A 14,990-nucleotide genomic window follows, 5' to 3' on the forward strand; every position below is an offset into this window, starting at 1 on the left:
GGCTTCCCGGCGCTCGGTGGCCTCGTGGACCTCGCCGGTCGCCCGGAGGCCGTCCGCGGGCCCTTGCGGTGTGGCGAGAGCCCGCATCCGTGCGGCGATCCGCCGGGCCTCCGCCTCGCGCCGCCGATCGTGGCGGGCCGTGCCGGGCTCCGGGCTCAGGTCCTGGGCGATGCGCCCCCGATCCAGCAGGAGCACCCGGTCGGCCCAGGCGGCGCCCGCCGGGTCATGGGTCACCATCACCACGGTGGCGCCCAGCCGGTCGACCGAGTCCCGCAGCAGACCGAGGACTTCGGCGGCCGTCACCGTGTCCAGCGCGCCGGTGGGCTCGTCTGCGAACACCACCTCGGGCCGGGTGACCAGGGCCCGGGCGATGGCGACGCGCTGCTGCTGACCGCCGGAGAGCTGCCCCGGCCGGTGGTGGGCCCGGCCAGCCAGCCCGACGTCCGCCAGCGCGCGGGCCGCCGTGTCCCGTCCGGCCCGCCGGCCGTCCAGCCGCAGCGGCAGCAGCACGTTCTCCTCCACCGTCAGCGCCGGCAGCAGGTTGAACGCCTGGAAGACGAAGCCGATCCGGGCCCGGCGCAGCCGGGTCAGCCGGCGCTCCCGCATCCGGGACAGCTCCTGCCCGCCGAGGTGGACCGAGCCCGACGAGGGCCGGTCGAGCCCGGCGGCACAGTGCAGAAAGGTGCTCTTGCCTGATCCGGACGGGCCCATGACGGCGGTGAAACTGCCGGACGGCAGCCGCAGATCGATCCCCCGCAGCGCGTGGACGGCGCGGGCGCCCCGCCCGTAACGGCGCGTCACCTCCCGCAGGTGCAGCGCGTCCGGCGGGACGGTCCGACCGTGTGCGGATCCGGGCATCGGCAAGCCTCTCTCGGGTGGCCGGCACCCACGGCCGACGCTGCTGTCGAATCTACGAAGCAGCAGGTCATCAGGGCACTGGGGCAGCCACCCGAGTCCGGGGTTCGGAGTTTCCGAACCCCCGGAAGCCGCCGGGGATCTCTACGGGGCCCGGGGCCCGCCCACCGGCGTCGCGCGGCCCGGTATCGGTACGGGAGGCCGGCCGACCGGCGCCGCCCGGCCCGCCACCGATCACGGAGCCCCGCCCCCACCGGCGTCGCGCGCCCCGCGGCATCCGCGGCCGGTCGCCACCGCCGTCCTGCCCGCCCCCACCGGCATCGTGCGGCCCGGTACCCGCACTGGAGGACTGCCCACCGGCGTCGCGCGCCCCGCTACCGGTACCGCAGGTACCGTCGGCGCACGGCCCGGAACTCCGCCAGCCGGTCCGCCCACGCGGCGGCCACCTCGTCCGTACCGGCCCCCGCGTCGATCATCGTGCGCACCGCGGTCGAGCCGGTGAGCTTGTCGATCCAGTGGTCCGGGCGCCAGGCGAAGCCGCTCCACACCCGCTTCGCGGTCACCAGCAGGCCGATCCCGGTGCGCACCGGGTCGTACGCCGCCCGGTCGTGCACGTGCAGCTGGACGCCACCGACGGTCTTGCCCTGGAACTTGGAGAACGTCGGGGTGAAATACGCCTCGCGGAAGCGGACACCGGGCAGCCCGAGCGTGTTTGCCGCCTCCGCCCACCGCCGGTCGATGCCCTCGGCGCCGAGCAGTTCGAACGGGCGCGTGGTGCCGCGCCCCTCCGACAGATTGGTGCCCTCGAACAGACAGGTCCCCGAGTAGACCAGCGCGGTCTCCGGCGTGGGCATGTTGGGGCTCGGCGGCACCCAGGGCAGGCCGGTGGCGTCGAAGAAGTCCGCGCGCCGCCACCCCGACAGGGACACCGTCGCCAGCTCCACGGCCCGCCCGGCGGCCCCGGGCACGAACTCGGCGTTGAACAGCAGCGCCAGCTCCGCGGCCGTCATGCCGTGCGCCTGGGCGATCGGTTCCCGGCCGACGAAGGTGGCGAACGCCTTGTCCAGCACCGGCCCGTAGGCCCCGCGCCCGGTGACCGGATTGGGCCGGTCCAGGACGACGAAGCGCTTACCGGCCAGGACCGCCGCCACCATGCAGTCGTACAGCGTCCAGATGTAGGTGTAGAAGCGGGCACCCACGTCCTGGATGTCGAAGACGACCGTGTCCACGGCGGACTCGGTGAAGACGGCCGCCAGCGCCTGACCGCTCTTCAGATAGGTGTCGAAGACCGGCAGTCCGGTCGCCGGGTCCACCGAGCGGCCCTCGGAGTCGCCCGCCTGCGCGGTGCCGCGGAAGCCGTGCTCCGGGCCGAACACGGTCGTGAGATTCACCCGTTCGTCGGCGTGCATCACGTCCACGATGTGCCGGACGTCCCGCGTCACCCCCGTCGGATTGGTGACCACACCGACCCGCTGCCCCTCCAGCAGCCGGTAGCCGGCCGCCGCCAGCCGGTCGAATCCCGTCCGCACCCGGCCGCCGCCCCCGGCGTCCGCCGCGGCGTACGCGGGGCCGGCCGCGGCCGCTCCGGCGACGGCCGCTCCCGCGGCTCCGGTTCCGGCCAGCAGGCTCCGCCGGGAAAGGCTCGCTTCAGATGTCCGCATGTCCGCGCACGGTAGCGCCGTCGGGCGCAGGACGGAACGACCGCGACCGGGCCTGCCGCACCGGCTTGCCGCGACCCCCTTCCCCACAACATACCGACTGGTTAGTCTGCTGCCTGGTCCACTGGGCAGTCGAGTCGAAGGAGCCACGATCGTGCAGACCCTTCAGGACGCCGGAGTCGTCGTCACCGGCGCGGGCGGCGGCATCGGAGCCGCCCTCGCCCGCAGATTCGCCGCCGAGGGGGCCCGGGTGGTCGTCAACGACCTCGACGGGGACAAGGCCGCCGCCGTCGCCGGGGAGATCGGGGGCATCGCGCTCCCCGGCGACGCCTCCGCCGTGGTGTCCGCCGCCCGGAAGGCGCTCGACGGGACCGTCGACGTCTACTGCGCCAACGCCGGGCTCGCCTCGGGCGGCGGGGCCGACGCCGACGAGGAGGTGTGGGCCGCCGCCTGGGACGTCAATGTGATGGCGCACGTCAGAGCCGCCCGGGAGCTGCTGCCTGACTGGCTGGAGCGCGGCAGCGGCCGCTTCGTCTCCACCGTCTCCGCCGCCGGACTGCTCACCATGATCGGCGCGGCGCCGTACAGCGTCACCAAGCACGGTGCCCTGGCCTTCGCCGAGTGGCTCTCCCTCACCTACCGGCACCGCGGCATCCAGGTGCACGCGGTCTGCCCGCAGGGGGTGCGCACCGACATGCTCAGCGCCACCGGCAGCGCGGGCGACCTCGTCCTGGCGCCCACCGCCATCGAGCCGGAGCAGGTCGCCGACGCGCTGTTCGCCGGCATGGCCGAGGGACGCTTCCTGATCCTGCCGCACCCCGAGGTGGCCGGATTCTCCAGCGCCCGCACCGGCGACCCGGACCGCTGGCTGAACCGGATGAACCAGCTCCAGCAGAAGTGGGAGGAGGTCGCGCGATGAGCGGCTCCCCGTATGCGGCCCGGCCGTGGCTGGCCCAGCTGTCCGACGCCCAGCTGGCCCCGGCCGACCCTCCCGAGACCGTGCTCCACGCCTTCCGCGAGGCGGTGCGCCGGGTCCCCGACCGCACCGCCCTCGGCTACTTCGACGGCCGGATCGGCTACCGGGAGGCCGACGAGCTGTCCGACGGGATCGCCGGCCGGCTCGCCGAGCGCGGTTTCGCCCCCGGCGACCGGCTCGCCCTGGTCCTGCAGAACGTCCCGCAGTTCGTCCTCGCTCTCCTGGGCGCGTGGAAGGCGGGCGGCACCGTCGTCCCCGTCAACCCGATGTACAAGGAGCGCGAGGTCGCCCACGTCCTCGCCGACGCCGAGGTCACCGCGCTGGTCTGCGCCGACCGCGCCTGGGAGGGCTTCCTGCGGGACACCGCGGCGGGCTCACCGGTCCGGATCGCCTTCACCACCAGCGACTTCGACCTCCAGACCCGGAACGACGCGCGGGTGCTGAAGGGCGAGCCGATGCCCGTACCCGACGGTGCCGAGGACCTGCTCGCCGCCGCCCGCTCCGGGCTCGCCGCGCCCGCCGGCCGCGACCCCGACTCCTCCGGCATCGCCCTGATCAGCTATACCTCGGGCACCAGCGGCACCCCCAAGGGCGCCATGAACACCCACGGCAACATCGCCTACAACGCCGAGCGCCAGCACGTCGGTCACGACCTGCCCGACGGCAGCACGATCTTCGCGCTCGCCCCGCTGTTCCACATCACCGGCCTGGTGTGTGAGCTCTCCGCCTCGCTCGTCGGCGCGGGCACCCTCGCGCTCGCGCACCGCTTCGAGCCCGGCGTCGTCCTCGACGCCTTCGCCGAACACCGGCCCGCGTACACCGTCGGCCCGTCCACGGCCTTCATGGCCCTGGCCGCCCACCCCGGCTGCACCCCCGACCACTTCGGCTCCTTCCGGATGATCTCCTCCGGCGGGGCGCCGCTGCCGCCCGCGCTGGTCGAGAAGTTCCGGGCGGGCTTCGGCCCGTACATCCGCAACGGCTACGGCCTCACCGAGTGCACCGCGCCCTGCGCCAGCGTCCCGCCCCAGCGGGAGGCGCCCGTCGACCCGGTCTCGGGCACCTTGTCCGTCGGTGTCCCCGGCCCCGACACGGTCGTCCGGATCGTGGACGAGAACGGTGCGGACGTGCCCCTGGGCGAGCACGGCGAGATCGCGGTCCGCGGCCCGATGGTGATCCCCGGCTACTGGCGCCGCCCCGAGGACAGCGCCGCCGCGATCCCGGACGGCGAGCTGCGCACCGGCGACATCGGCTTCATGGACCCGGGCGGCTGGCTCTACGTCGTCGACCGCAAGAAGGACATGATCAACGCCTCCGGCTTCAAGGTGTGGCCGCGCGAGGTCGAGGACGTCCTCTACTCCCACCCCGCGGTCCGCGAGGCAGCGGTCGTGGGCGTGCCCGACGCCTACCGGGGCGAATCGGTCAAGGCCTATGTGAGCCTGCGGCCGGGGGAGGACACCACCCCCGAGGAGCTGGCCGCCCACTGCAAGGACCGCCTCGCCGCGTTCAAGTACCCGCGCGAGGTCGAGGTCCTGCCCGAGTTGCCGAAGACCACGAGTGGGAAGATCCTCCGACGGGAGCTGCGCTCCCGCGCATGACCGACGAGCGAGCAGAGAGGCAGGTGGCGGTGATGGCCAGAACGACGGAGGGCAACGGGACACCCGTCCCGCAGCGGCTGCTGGCCGCCGCCACCCGCCTCTTCGCCGAACGCGGCTACGACCGGACCTCCGTCCAGGAGATCGTCGAGGCCGCCGGCGTGACCAAGGGCGCGCTCTACCACTACTTCGGCTCCAAGGACGACCTGCTGCACGAGATCTACGGGCGGGTGCTGCGGCTCCAGCAGGAGCGGCTGGACGCGTTCGCCGACTCCGACGCCCCGGTGGCGGAGCGGCTGCGCGCCGCCGCGGCCGACGTCGTCATCACCACCATCGAGCACCTCGACGACGCCACCATCTTCTTCCGCTCGATGCACCAGCTCAGCCCGGAGAAGAACAAGCAGGTCAGGGCGGAGCGGCGGCGCTACCACGAGCGGTTCCGCGCCCTCATCGAGGAGGGGCAGCAGGGTGGGGTGTTCAGCACGGCCACCCCGGCCGACCTGGTCGTCGACTACCACTTCGGCTCGGTGCACCACCTCGCCAGCTGGTACCGCCCGGACGGCCCGCTGACCCCGCAGCAGGTCGCCGACCACCTGGCCGACCTGCTGCTGCGGGCGCTCCGGCCGTAGGCTCCGGGGACCCGCTGAATCGGGCCCCCGGACCCGACCTCTACGACCCGCTGTGCTTCTTCAGCTCCCGGCGGGCCAGCGACCGCTGGTGCACCTCGTCCGGCCCGTCCGCGAGCCGCAGCGTGCGGGCCGCCGCCCACAGCTCCGCCAGCGGGTAGTCCTGGCTGACCCCGCCCGCGCCGTGCAGCTGCACCGCCCGGTCCAGGATGTCCACCACCGTGCGCGGGGTGGCGATCTTGATGGCCTGGATCTCGGTGTGCGCGCCCTTGTTGCCGACGGTGTCCATCAGCCAGGCGGTCTTGAGCACCAGCAGCCGCAGCTGCTCCACCGCGACCCGGGCGTCCGCGATCCACTCCTGCACCTGGCCCTGTCCGGCGAGCGGCTTGCCGAAGGCCGTGCGGGAGACCGCCCGATGGCACATCAGCTCGATCGCCCGCTCCGCCATGCCGATCAGCCGCATGCAGTGGTGGATCCGGCCCGGACCCAGCCGGGCCTGGGCGATGGCGAAGCCGCCGCCCTCCTCGCCGATCAGGTTCGCCGCCGGGACGCGCACACCGTCGAAGACCACCTCGGCGTGGCCCCCGTGGGAGTGGTCCTCGTACCCGTAGACCTGCATGGCCCGGCGCACCTCGACCCCCGGGGTGTCCCGCGGCACCAGCACCATGGACTGCTGGCGGCGGATGTCCTCGCCGTCCGGGTCGGTCTTGCCCATGACGATGAAGACCGCGCAGTCCGGGTTCATCGCCCCCGAGATGTACCACTTGCGGCCGGTGATGACGTACGCGTCACCGTCCCGCTCGATCCGCGTCTCGATGTTGGTGGCGTCGGAGGAGGCCACCTCGGGCTCGGTCATCGCGAACGCGGACCGGATCTCGCCCGCGAGCAGCGGCTCCAGCCACTGCTTCCGCTGCTGCTCGCTGCCGAACTGGGCCAGCACCTCCATGTTCCCGGTGTCCGGTGCGGCGCAGTTCAGCGCGGTGGGGGCCAGATGCGGGCTGCGGCCGGTGATCTCGGCGAGCGGCGCGTACTGGAGGTTGGTCAGCCCCGCGCCGTACTCGCTGTCCGGCAGGAACAGATTCCACAGCCCCTGCCGGCGCGCCTCGGCCTTCAGCTCCTCCACGACCGGCGGGGTGAGCCAGGGGGAGGAGAGCCCGGCGCGCTGCTCCTCGGCGGTCTCCTCGGCCGGGAGCACATGCTCGTCCATGAAGGCGAGCAGCTTCCGGCGCAGTTCCTCGGTGCGGGAGTCGAAAGCGAAATCCATGCTGCTCAGCCCTCCTGAAGGGTGGTGAGGCCGTTCTCGATGAAGACCGGGACGAGCGGGCCGATCCGGTCGAAGTCCGCGCCCACGGTCCGGCCGAGGGTGAAGCGGTAGTGGATGCCCTCGAGGATCACCGCGAGCTTGAACCAGGCGAACGCCGTGTACCAGGAGATCGCCGAGACATCGCGCCCGGACGCCGCCGCGTACCGCTCGATCAGTTCGGCCGCCTCGGGGTGGCCCGGCGCCCCACCGGTGGTGCTGACCGGCGAGCCGGGCAGGTCCAGGCTGCTGTACATCGCCAGCAGCCCCAGGTCGGTCAGCGGGTCGCCGAGGGTGGACATCTCCCAGTCGAGGATCGCGGTGATCCGGTCGTCCGCGCCGACGAGGACGTTGTCCAGCCGGTAGTCGCCGTGGACGACGGCCGGGGCGGGGGAGCGCGGCAGGTCCTTACCGAGACCGGCGTGCAGTTCGTCGATGCCGGGCAGGTCGCGGTTGCGCGAGGCGTCCAACTGCTTGCCCCACCGGCGCAACTGGCGCTCCAGGAAGCCCTCGGGACGCCCGAAGTCGGCCAGTCCGGCCGCCGCCGGGTCGACGGAGTGCAGCTCGACCAGGGTGTCGGCGAGACCGAGGACGACACCGCGGGTGCGCTCCGGGCCGAGCGGGGCGAGCTGTGCGACGGTCCGGTACGGCGTCCCCTCGACGAACTCCATGACGTAGAAGGGGGACCCGATGACCGTCTCGTCCTCGCAGAGCAGCAGCGGCTCCGGGACGGGGACGGTGGTCGGGTGCAGGGCGCTGATCACCCGGTGCTCGCGGTGCATGTCGTGGGCGGTCGCCAGGACGTGGCCCAGGGGCGGACGCCGGACCACCCAGCGGGAGGTCCCGTCGGTGACCGCGTAGGTGAGGTTCGACCGGCCGCCCTCGATCAGCTCGGCGCCGAGCGGTCCGCCGACCAGGCCGGGGCGCTCGCGGTCCAGGTGGGCCCGCAGACGCTCGAGGTCGAGACCGGGCGGGTGGTCGTGACTCATCGGGGAACACTCCTCCATCGGGCGGTCGGATGAGCTCATCATGCCGACCAGTCGGTATGGAGTCCAGTGGTCCGTCCTGTGGGATCCGTGACCACGGCCGTCGTGGAACGTCACCACCGGAGCTGCTTGCCCCCGGGCGCCGCCGATGCCGGGGACGTGTGCGGACGAGGAGCCGGGACGGCGGGCGGATGAGGGGTGGCGCGGTGCGGGGCCGGGGTGGTGCGGTGCGGCGTCAGTGGTCAGACGTGGCAGGAGACGGGGACGCCGCCGTTCATCGTGGTCATGTCGCCGAACATGGCCGCCACGTCCAGCGGTGCCCCCGGCGGCAGCCCGTCCAGCTCGGCGTAGGCCCGGTGCAGATTGGCGACCAGCCGCTCGCTCTCCCGCAGCTCCGCGAACTCCCCGAGGTCCGCCGAGCGCGCGGCCTCCAGCGGCGTGCGGCCCGCGGCACGGGAGCGCTCCGCCAGGTCGGCGACGTACCGCACATACCGCCCGATGCCGTCGTACACCCCCGGGTCCGTCACGGCGCCGTGGCCGGGCACCACGGTCCGTGCGTCCAGCTCCCGCAGCAGCTCCAGGGCCCGCAGCGAACCGTCCAGCGACCCCATGGCGAAGAACGGCGTGCCGCCGTGGAAGACGAGGTCGCCGGTGAAGACCACGCGCTCCCGCGGCAGCCAGACGATGGTGTCGCCCGGGGTGTGGGCGACGCCCGGGTGGATGAGCTCCACCTCGGTGTCCCCCACCCGGCAGCTCATCCGGTCGGTGTAGCCGACGGTGGGCGCGGTGACGCGGATGTCGCCGAAGTCCACCTCGGGCCAGAGGGCGTGCAGTTGCCGCCCGGCCGCCAGGGTCTCGGTACGGCAGGCGACATGGCCCACGACCGTGGCCTCGGGGGTGAAGACGCAGTTGCCGTAGGTGTGGTCCCCGTGGTGATGGGTGTTGACCACGGTGCGGGGGAGCGGCGCGCCGCTGTCGAGCACCGCGTCCCGCAGCAGCAGGGCGCGCCGCTCGGTCGCGGCCGTGTCGACGAGCAGGGTCTGCGAACCGTCGCTGACGAAACCGGCGTTGTTCAGACACCAGCCGCCGTCGGGCTGCACGAACGCGTGGACACCGGGCGCGAGTGGGACCGTGTACGGCTCGGTGCCGGTCGCTTCGGTGGCCGTGCTGTTCCCCGTCATGGGTGTCCTCCCTGGTCCGGCTGCCGGTGTGCGGTCACAGGATGGCAGAGAGCGCTCGACGGCAGAGAGCTCCCGAGGGAGGGCGGCGGGGCGGCAGGCTCGGCGGTGGGGCCGCGCCGTTGGGGCGCCGTTGTTCTTGTCGCTGTCGCTGTCGCTGTCGCTGTCGCTGTCGCTGCCGCTGCCGCGGCTGAGGCTGAGGCCTGCCGTGGGGTGGCCCCGCTGTCCCCGGCTCAGGCACCGACGCCGGGCAGGACCGCCAGGGCCCGCCGGACGGTGTCCTCCGCGGTGCCCCCGATGGGCACCGTCGCGCCGTTCTCGTCCGCCGCCAGCGGCTGCAGATCCGCGAACTGCGAGCGCAGCAGGGCCGGTGGTATGAAGTGCCCCCGGCGGGCCCGCATCCGGGCGTCGATCAGCTCCGGCGAGCCGTCGAGGTGGACGAAGAAGGCCGTGGGGGCGCAGCCGGCCAGCCGGTCCCGGTAGCACCGTTTGAGCGCCGAGCAACTGGCCACCCCGCCGTGCTCCGCGTGGCCGGCCAGCCAGGCGCCGATGGCGTCGAGCCAGGGCAGCCGGTCCGCGTCGTCCAGCGGTGTGCCGGCCGACATCTTGGCGATGTTCTCCGGCGGGTGGAAGTCGTCCGCGTCGGCGTACGGGACGCCCAGCCGCTCCGCGAGCATCCGGCCCACCGTGGTCTTGCCCGATCCCGAGACGCCCGTCACCACGACCAGGGGGCGGCGCTCGGCCGCGGACCGGCCGGAGGCCGTCGTGCCGGTCGTGGTCGTCCCGGTCGTCGTCATACGGGCCTCGGTCTCATGTCTAACCGGCAGGGGCGGATCCCAGGTTAGGCGGTTCGGGCGGTGTTCCGCGGCGAGGCGGGCGAGCGGTTCTGGAACGCCTTCACCAACACCACGTTCTTCACCCTCACCACCGTGCTCATCGAGACCGTGCTCGGCATGTCATGGCCCTGGTGATGCACCAGGCCGTCCGTGGCCGGGCTCTGGTGCGGGCAGGCATCCTGGTGCCATGGGCGTCCCCACCGTGGTCTCCGCGCTGCTGTGGCAGTGGATATTCCAGGCCGACGGGGCGGCCAACGCGCTCCTGGGCGAGCAGGTGCTGTGGACCACCGACGGCTTCCGGGCGGCGGTCGCCGTCATCGTCGCCGACACCTGGAAGACCGCCCCCTTCGTCGGCCTGCTGGTGCTCGCCGGGCTCCAGCTCATCCCGGCCGAGGTGCACGAGGCGGCCCGGGTCGAGGCGCCGCCCGGCAGGGCGTCCTCCCGCGGTCGCGTTCGTCTTCGTGCGCCTCCTCGGCGCGGACGGGACCTCCGGGTTCCAGGTCCCCTACGGCACCAAGATGGCGGCCGGCGTCGTCGTCACCGTGCCCCTCGTCGTCCTCGTCCTCGTATTCCAACGCCGGATCATCGCCGGCCTGACCGCAGGAGCCGTCAAGTGACCTCGCCGCGCCTCCCCGCATCCCCCAAGGAGACGTCCGTGTCCCATGCCCAGCCCCCCACCGCCGGTCCCGACTGGTGGCGCAGCGCGGTCATCTACCAGGTGTACATCCGCAGCTTCGCCGACGGCGACGGCGACGGCATCGGCGACCTCACCGGGCTGCGCGAGCGGCTGCCCTACCTCGCTGGACTGGGGATCGACGCCGTCTGGCTCAATCCCTGGTATACCTCCCCCATGGCCGATGGCGGCTACGACGTCGCCGACTACCGGGACATCGACCCGGCCTTCGGCACCCTCGCCGACGCCCAGGCCGTGATCGAGGAGGCACACGCCCTCGGCCTGCGGGTCGTCATCGACATCGTCCCCAACCACACCTCCGACCGGCATGCCTGGTTCCGGCAGGCGGTGGCGGAGGGCCCCGGCTCGCCCGCCCGGGCGCGCTACCACTTCCGCGACGGCAAGGGCGCCGACGGCGAACTGCCGCCCAACAACTGGCGCAGCGTGTTCGGCGGCGGGGCCTGGACCCGCGTCACCGAACCCGACGGCACACCGGGCCAGTGGTACCTGCACCTCTTCGCGCCGGAGCAGCCCGACCTCAACTGGGACAACGAGGAGGTCCGGGCGGAGTTCGAGTCGATCCTGCGGTTCTGGTTCGACCGCGGCGTCGACGGCGTGCGGATCGACGTGGCCCACGCGCTCGACAAGGACCCGGACCTGCCCGACCTCGGCCCCTCGGACATCGAGGTCATCGGCTCGGCGGCCGGCGCCGAGCACCCGCACTGGGACCGCGAGGGCGTCCACGAGATCTTCCGCGGCTGGCGCGCCGTCGCCGACTCCTACCCGGAGCAGCGGGCGTTCGTCGCCGAGGCATGGACGGGTGCCCCGGAGCGGCTGGCCCGCTACGTCCGCCCCGACGAGCTGCACACCGCCTTCAACTTCGACTACCTGACCGCGCCGTGGCGGGGCAACCGGCTGAGGGAGGCCATCGACACCTCCCTCGCCGCACTCAATTCGGTGGGCGCCCCGGCGACCTGGGTGCTGTCCAACCACGACGTCGCCCGGCACGTCTCCCGGTACGGCCGGCCGCAGCCGGACGCTCCGGTGCGCTCCCTTGCCGAGCTCGCCACCGACGTGCCGTTCGACCTGGAGCTGGGGACCCGCCGGGCCCGGGCCGCCGCCCTGCTCACCCTCGCGCTGCCCGGCGGCGCCTATGTCTACCAGGGTGAGGAGCTGGGGCTGTGGGAGGTCGAGGACCTCCCCGACGCGCTGCTCCAGGACCCCACCTGGGAGCGGTCCGGGCACACCGACCGCGGCCGGGACGGCTGCCGGGTCCCGCTGCCCTGGTCCGGTGAGAGCACCCCCTTCGGCTACAGCCCCGGGGGCGCCCCGGCGAAGCCGTGGCTGCCGCAGCCCGTGGCCTGGCGCGAGCTGACGGAGGAGGCGCAGCGCGGCGCCGACGGGTCGATGCTGGAGCTCTACCGGGCCGCCCTGCGGATCCGCGCCGAGCACCCCGCCCTCGGCGACGGCGCGATGACCTGGGACTCCGCGACCGACTCCGAGGTGCTGTCCTTCACCCGCGCCCCCGGACTGCGCTGCGTGGTCAACCTCTCCCCGGACCTGGTGGTGCTGCCCGAGCACAGCGGGGTGATCCTCGCCAGCGGCCCGCTCGACGGCGGCCTGCTGCCCACCGACACGGCGGTGTGGCTGGCTCTCTGACGGGGGTCACGGGGTGGCGCGGTGGTCCGGAGTGCCGGGCCACCGCGCCGGTCCCTCCCCTCGTTCCGGAACCGGGGCAGATCCTTCCGGAACCGGGGCAGAGCCGTGGGTCCCGGGCCGGCCTCAGGGAGAGAGCTGTGACTGCAGTGAACGGCGATGCTGCTCCGCCCAGTTCGTCAGCGCGGCGGAACAGGTGTGATCGAGATGGCGCAGCCCGCCCAGTTCGAGCTCGATCTCGCGGTCGGCGGGCAGTGCCTCCAACTGGTCCAGGAGCTTCGGCAGCCGCAGGAACGTCGCGTTCCCCAGGACCCGGACGTGCAGCGGCCCGTCCGCGGACTGCTGCGCCACATCGAGGTGGACGTGCGAGGTCTCCCAGGCGGTCTTGGCGATGGCCAGCAGCAGCCCGATGAGAACCCCCTCGAACATGTTGATCATCACGATGACGACGGCGGTGGCCGACAGCACGACGGCCTCGCCCCGGTGCTCGCACCACAGGGAACGCAGTTCGCGCACCGGGATCAGCCGCCAGCCGGCGTGCACCAGCACACCCGCCAGCGCCGCGACCGGCATGACGCCCAGGGCCGCCGGAAACGCCGCCGCGAAGACCAGCAGCCAGACACCGTGCAGGACGCGCGACGCCTTGGTCCGCGCCCCGGCCTGGACATTGGTGGCGCTGCGGACGATGACCGCGGTCATCGGCAGGGCGCCCAGCACACCGCACACGGTGTTGCCGGCGCCCTGGGCCATGAGCTCCTTGTCGTAGTCGGTGCGGGGCCCGTCGTGGAGCCGGTCGACCGCGGCCGCGCTGAACAGGGACTCGGCGGAGGCGATGAGCGTGAACGCCAGAAGGGTGCCGAGCATGCCGATGCCGAGAAGCTGGCCGAAGTCACCGGGGCTCGGCGGCTGGAGGGAGTCCAGCAGCCCGCTGACCTCGACCCGCGCGACCGGCAGATCCCACACCCCCACGACCACCGTGGCGAGGACGACGGCCGCGAGCGGGGCGGGCAGCACCCGGGCGGCGCGCCGCCACCGGGACCACAGGACGAGGACGAGGACGGTGGACGCGCCGACGCCGAGCGCCGCCAGGGCCGGTCCGGACCGTACGGTGTCGGTGACCAGACCGGGGATCCCGGCGAGGTTGGCGATGCCGGTGCCGCGGGGCTTCGCGTCGGTGAGGACGTAGAGCTGGCCGGTGATCAGGACGAGGCCGATACCGGCGAGCATGCCGTGCACCACGGCGAACGAGATCGCCCGGAACCACCGCCCGAGGCCCAGCGCACCCATGCCCAGCTGCAGCAGGCCCGCGGTGAGGACCAGGACGCCCAGCGCCGCGGTGCCGTACTCCTGGACCGCTTCGTACACGAGTACGGTCAGGCCTGCGGCCGGGCCGCTGACCTGCAGACTGCTCCCGGGCAGCAGGCCGGTGACCAGTCCGCCGACGACGCCGGTGACCAGGCCCAGTTCGGCGGGCACCCCCGAGGCGACAGCGACGCCCACACAGAGCGGCACCGCGACGAGGAAGACCACGAGGGAGGCGGTGAAGTCCGCCCGGAGAACGGAGAGTCGATTCATGGTGTCCGGCCCTGCTTTCCTGTGGTGGGGCACAGTCGGGTGGTCGGATCGTGACCGGTGCCGCTACTGGTGCGGGGGCCGGTGCGGGGGCCGGCTGCGGCCCGCGCCGGGAACTGCCGGTGCGGGACCGCATCGGGGCGTGGCCTGACCCCGGGGGCCGGCCGAGGGTGGGGGCATGTCCTGCGCCGGGGATGCGGCCGCGAGGCGGTCCCGGAGTGCGGGCACCGGCGCCAGGGATGGGTAGCTGGGGCGCGGCGCTCGCGCCCGCGGCGATGGGCGGCTCCGCGCCCCGCCGGCCGGGACCGGGCCCGGGCGTAGGAACGGCGGACGGCCGGGGGAGCGTGGGCTTGCAGCCCCGCCCGCGGCACCGCGGCGTCATGGCCGATCCGGGCAGGCCGAACGAAGGTCTCCACGAGGAGGTCTCCTGCTCATGAGGGGTGCCGCCGCGGGATGTCGGGGGCCGGGCGGCCGGGCGCGCCGTTCCGCGCAGGGGTCAGCAGCGGAAGACGCGGAGCAGGGCGCACCGTTCGGGAGGTGTGCCGGAGACCGGGCACCCGTCGGCACGGGCTCCGGAGTGGGGAGCGACGGGAGCCGGCATCCCGCAGGCACGACGGGGGAGCGCTCGCAGCGCACGTCGGTGCGCCGGGGCCGAAGCCCGCGCCCCGCGGCGCGCCTGGCTCCCTACGGCATCGCGCTCCGCGCTGTCGACGGTCTCCTCGGACACCCCGGCAGCACCGGCACCGGCCCCGGAAGGGAGCGGCAGCTGAGTGGCCGAGGCGACCGGCGCCGGGGTCCGCAGGCCGGAGCCGGGTGACGCGCCACCGAGCAGCAGCGCGAGAACGACGGCGAGCAACACCGGCGGCACCCGGCGCAGCGGCGTTCGACACAGCGGCACCCGGCGCGGAGGCATGTGGCACAGCGCCACCCGGTACAGCGGCACTCGGTACAGCAGGATGCGCAGCAAGAGGGCCAGCGGGGCGCGGCACGGGGGAGTGGCCGATCGTCCGCGGTGCGGTGGGAAGGCCAACGGCACTCGGCGCGGTGCGCGCCGTGTGTCCCTGCCCTTGCGCATCATCGCC

11 protein-coding genes and 2 pseudogenes are annotated in these 14,990 nt (G+C 73.7%); 5 read left to right on the plus strand and 8 right to left on the minus strand.

All coding sequences use genetic code 11. The features are described from left to right. Window positions 1–72: 72 nt before the first annotated feature. Both ABT112_RS10040 and ABT112_RS10045 read right to left on the minus strand, forming a co-directional pair. Window positions 73–858, minus strand: a pseudogene (locus tag ABT112_RS10040) (ABC transporter ATP-binding protein); the annotation flags it as partial. Window positions 859–1,229: 371 nt separating this feature from the next. Continuing rightward, window positions 1,230–2,516: an exo-beta-N-acetylmuramidase NamZ family protein gene (locus ABT112_RS10045; protein ID WP_351507562.1), complete on the minus strand. Its 1,287-nt coding sequence runs from the start codon at window positions 2,514–2,516 to the stop codon at window positions 1,230–1,232. Between the two features lie 148 nt (window positions 2,517–2,664). Here ABT112_RS10045 and ABT112_RS10050 point away from each other — a divergent pair, with 148 nt between their 5' ends. The 3 genes from ABT112_RS10050 to ABT112_RS10060 are packed head-to-tail and all read left to right on the plus strand — an operon-like array spanning window position 2,665 to window position 5,710. Next, the gene (locus tag ABT112_RS10050) at window positions 2,665–3,432 is read left to right on the plus strand and encodes an SDR family oxidoreductase (protein ID WP_351507637.1); all 768 of its coding nucleotides are present in this window, start codon (window positions 2,665–2,667) and stop codon (window positions 3,430–3,432) included. Continuing rightward, window positions 3,429–5,084: an AMP-binding protein gene (locus ABT112_RS10055; protein ID WP_351507564.1), complete on the plus strand. Its 1,656-nt coding sequence runs from the start codon at window positions 3,429–3,431 to the stop codon at window positions 5,082–5,084. Before ABT112_RS10050 ends, ABT112_RS10055 begins: the two co-directional genes overlap by 4 nt. Window positions 5,085–5,116: 32 nt before the next feature. Further along, the gene (locus ABT112_RS10060; RefSeq protein ID WP_351507566.1) at window positions 5,117–5,710 is read left to right on the plus strand and encodes a TetR/AcrR family transcriptional regulator; all 594 of its coding nucleotides are present in this window, start codon (window positions 5,117–5,119) and stop codon (window positions 5,708–5,710) included. 40 nt (window positions 5,711–5,750) lie between these two features. Here ABT112_RS10060 and ABT112_RS10065 read toward each other — a convergent pair whose 3' ends face one another. The 4 genes from ABT112_RS10065 to ABT112_RS10080 all read right to left on the minus strand — a co-directional run bounded on the left by ABT112_RS10065 (window position 5,751) and on the right by ABT112_RS10080 (window position 9,968). Continuing rightward, window positions 5,751–6,971, minus strand: coding sequence for an acyl-CoA dehydrogenase family protein (locus ABT112_RS10065; protein WP_351507568.1), 1,221 nt, complete (start codon window positions 6,969–6,971; stop codon window positions 5,751–5,753). Between the two features lie 5 nt (window positions 6,972–6,976). Beyond that, window positions 6,977–7,996 carry a phosphotransferase family protein gene (locus tag ABT112_RS10070; RefSeq protein WP_351507570.1) on the minus strand — a complete coding sequence of 340 codons (1,020 nt, stop codon included), beginning with the start codon at window positions 7,994–7,996 and terminating at the stop codon, window positions 6,977–6,979. A 239-nt stretch (window positions 7,997–8,235) separates the two neighbouring features. Then, on the minus strand, window positions 8,236–9,174 hold the full coding sequence (locus ABT112_RS10075; protein WP_351507572.1) for an MBL fold metallo-hydrolase: 939 nt from the start codon (window positions 9,172–9,174) through the stop codon (window positions 8,236–8,238). Between the two features lie 230 nt (window positions 9,175–9,404). Continuing rightward, entirely contained in the window at window positions 9,405–9,968 is a 564-nt protein-coding gene (locus ABT112_RS10080) for a gluconokinase (RefSeq protein WP_351507574.1), read from the minus strand. A 533-nt stretch (window positions 9,969–10,501) separates the two neighbouring features. Between ABT112_RS10080 and ABT112_RS10085 the strand changes: the two are divergent. Continuing rightward, a pseudogene (locus ABT112_RS10085) lies at window positions 10,502–10,624 on the plus strand (carbohydrate ABC transporter permease); the annotation flags it as partial. Window positions 10,625–10,662: 38 nt separating this feature from the next. Then, window positions 10,663–12,339, plus strand: a complete 1,677-nt coding sequence (locus ABT112_RS10090; protein ID WP_351507576.1) for a glycoside hydrolase family 13 protein — start codon at window positions 10,663–10,665, stop codon at window positions 12,337–12,339. A 123-nt stretch (window positions 12,340–12,462) separates the two neighbouring features. On the opposite strand, the gene ABT112_RS10095 is transcribed toward ABT112_RS10090, so the two are convergent. Together ABT112_RS10095 and ABT112_RS10100 are read right to left on the minus strand one after the other, a co-directional pair. After that, window positions 12,463–13,911: a SulP family inorganic anion transporter gene (locus ABT112_RS10095; protein WP_351507578.1), complete on the minus strand. Its 1,449-nt coding sequence runs from the start codon at window positions 13,909–13,911 to the stop codon at window positions 12,463–12,465. A 493-nt stretch (window positions 13,912–14,404) separates the two neighbouring features. Further along, on the minus strand, window positions 14,405–14,875 hold the full coding sequence (locus ABT112_RS10100; RefSeq protein WP_351507580.1) for a hypothetical protein: 471 nt from the start codon (window positions 14,873–14,875) through the stop codon (window positions 14,405–14,407). Window positions 14,876–14,990: the final 115 nt, after the last annotated feature.

Source organism: Streptomyces sp. NPDC002055 (assembly GCF_040296705.1).
In the GTDB taxonomy this organism is placed as follows: Bacteria; Actinomycetota; Actinomycetes; order Streptomycetales; family Streptomycetaceae; genus Streptomyces.

Excerpts from the sequence above, each read along its gene's own strand:
- ABT112_RS10060 (WP_351507566.1), top strand. The coding sequence starts at position 5,117 with ATGGCCAGAACGACGGAGGGCAACGGGACACCCGTCCCGCAGCGGCTG.
- ABT112_RS10070 (WP_351507570.1), bottom strand. The coding sequence starts at position 7,996 with ATGAGTCACGACCACCCGCCCGGTCTCGACCTCGAGCGTCTGCGGGCC.
- ABT112_RS10075 (WP_351507572.1), bottom strand. The coding sequence starts at position 9,174 with ATGACGGGGAACAGCACGGCCACCGAAGCGACCGGCACCGAGCCGTAC.
- ABT112_RS10055 (WP_351507564.1), top strand. The coding sequence starts at position 3,429 with ATGAGCGGCTCCCCGTATGCGGCCCGGCCGTGGCTGGCCCAGCTGTCC.
- ABT112_RS10045 (WP_351507562.1), bottom strand. The coding sequence starts at position 2,516 with ATGCGGACATCTGAAGCGAGCCTTTCCCGGCGGAGCCTGCTGGCCGGA.
- ABT112_RS10095 (WP_351507578.1), bottom strand. The coding sequence starts at position 13,911 with ATGAATCGACTCTCCGTTCTCCGGGCGGACTTCACCGCCTCCCTCGTG.
- ABT112_RS10080 (WP_351507574.1), bottom strand. The coding sequence starts at position 9,968 with ATGACGACGACCGGGACGACCACGACCGGCACGACGGCCTCCGGCCGG.
- ABT112_RS10065 (WP_351507568.1), bottom strand. The coding sequence starts at position 6,971 with ATGGATTTCGCTTTCGACTCCCGCACCGAGGAACTGCGCCGGAAGCTG.